The following is a 1,106-nucleotide window of genomic DNA, read 5'->3' as shown; positions in this document are numbered from 1 at the left end:
TTTAATAAATATTAATGTAATGACAACAGCGTAAATCCATGCAATAATAAGTATTACCATTGCTATTATTCCAGTGTAAAAAGTTATGTTATACGGATAAATATAATTATTAGACTTAAAAACGAAACTCAGTTTAAGTGAGGATATAGAAAAAACTGCCAACGGAAATGTGTATGCCCATATTGATATACCAGGCTTTGCATGAAAAACCTTCTTTATGCTAACAAGCATGGCCACAATAAAATTCCAGAGTTCAAATGACCATAATGAAACTGAGGCGAATAATGCTACAGTTAATGGAATTTTGAAAATACCTGGAAGCTGTGAAAGTGTAATTATATTTATTACCAGAATGCTGGAAACTCCCACAGGCAAAACAAGCACTGGTGAGGATTCACTTGACTTTATATCCCTTATGTGTGAGGTAAACGCCATAATTCCTATAAAAAGAAATAGAAAAAGTGCTATTCCAAATCCCATCAGGATCATAAAATAAACCAGATCTGCATTTATTCCACCAAGTGGAATGATCCTTTTTCCCAAGAAAACTGTGGAAGATAAGGCAACAGGTGGTATTAATTCTGCATATGTTAATTCCCCCTTTTCTATATTCTTTGTATACATTTTATATCCAAGATAAAAACTTAGAAGCAAAATAGCAATGAAATCAAAAATATAATTATAATATGATAAATACCTTAAGGATATAATTTTTGACGGATAATATGAAATGTATGATACATTCATTATCATCATGGATAATGGAACAACGGTTGAAAAGCTAATTCTGTTAAGATTATTCCAGTCCTCCAGAATAACATTTGGAAATACAAATGTCCTTGCAGTCCATAATGCAAATAAAATCAAAAAAAGAACCATGCCCAAAAAGAGAAAAAATATGCCAGTGTTATAAAGGGCATTGGAATGGAAAAAATCAGCCATTCTGTTTAAAAGCACTGATACGGCCAGGGTACCAAGGGCTATTGCAAACCATTCTGATCCGGTGATATATAATGTTTTTTTAAATGTCATATAATGGATTAGTACAATCTTCTATATATAATTGACTGAATGGTCAATTAAATAATTATAAAAATTTATTATAT

Annotated in this window: 1 protein-coding gene; it reads right to left on the bottom strand. The window is 30.9% G+C overall.

Translation table 11 applies throughout. The features are described from left to right. A partial coding sequence (locus tag AOG54_RS03845; protein WP_055032447.1) for an SLAC1 family transporter occupies nucleotides 1–1,032 on the bottom strand: 1,032 nt, incomplete at its 3' end. Between the last annotated feature and the right edge of the window lie 74 nt (nucleotides 1,033–1,106).

The sequence above is a fragment of the Acidiplasma aeolicum genome (assembly GCF_001402945.1).
Taxonomy (GTDB): Archaea; Thermoplasmatota; Thermoplasmata; order Thermoplasmatales; family Thermoplasmataceae; genus Acidiplasma; species Acidiplasma aeolicum.
The sequence above is the reverse complement of the archived record's forward strand: the minus strand, read 5'-3'. Positions and strand labels throughout refer to the sequence as shown.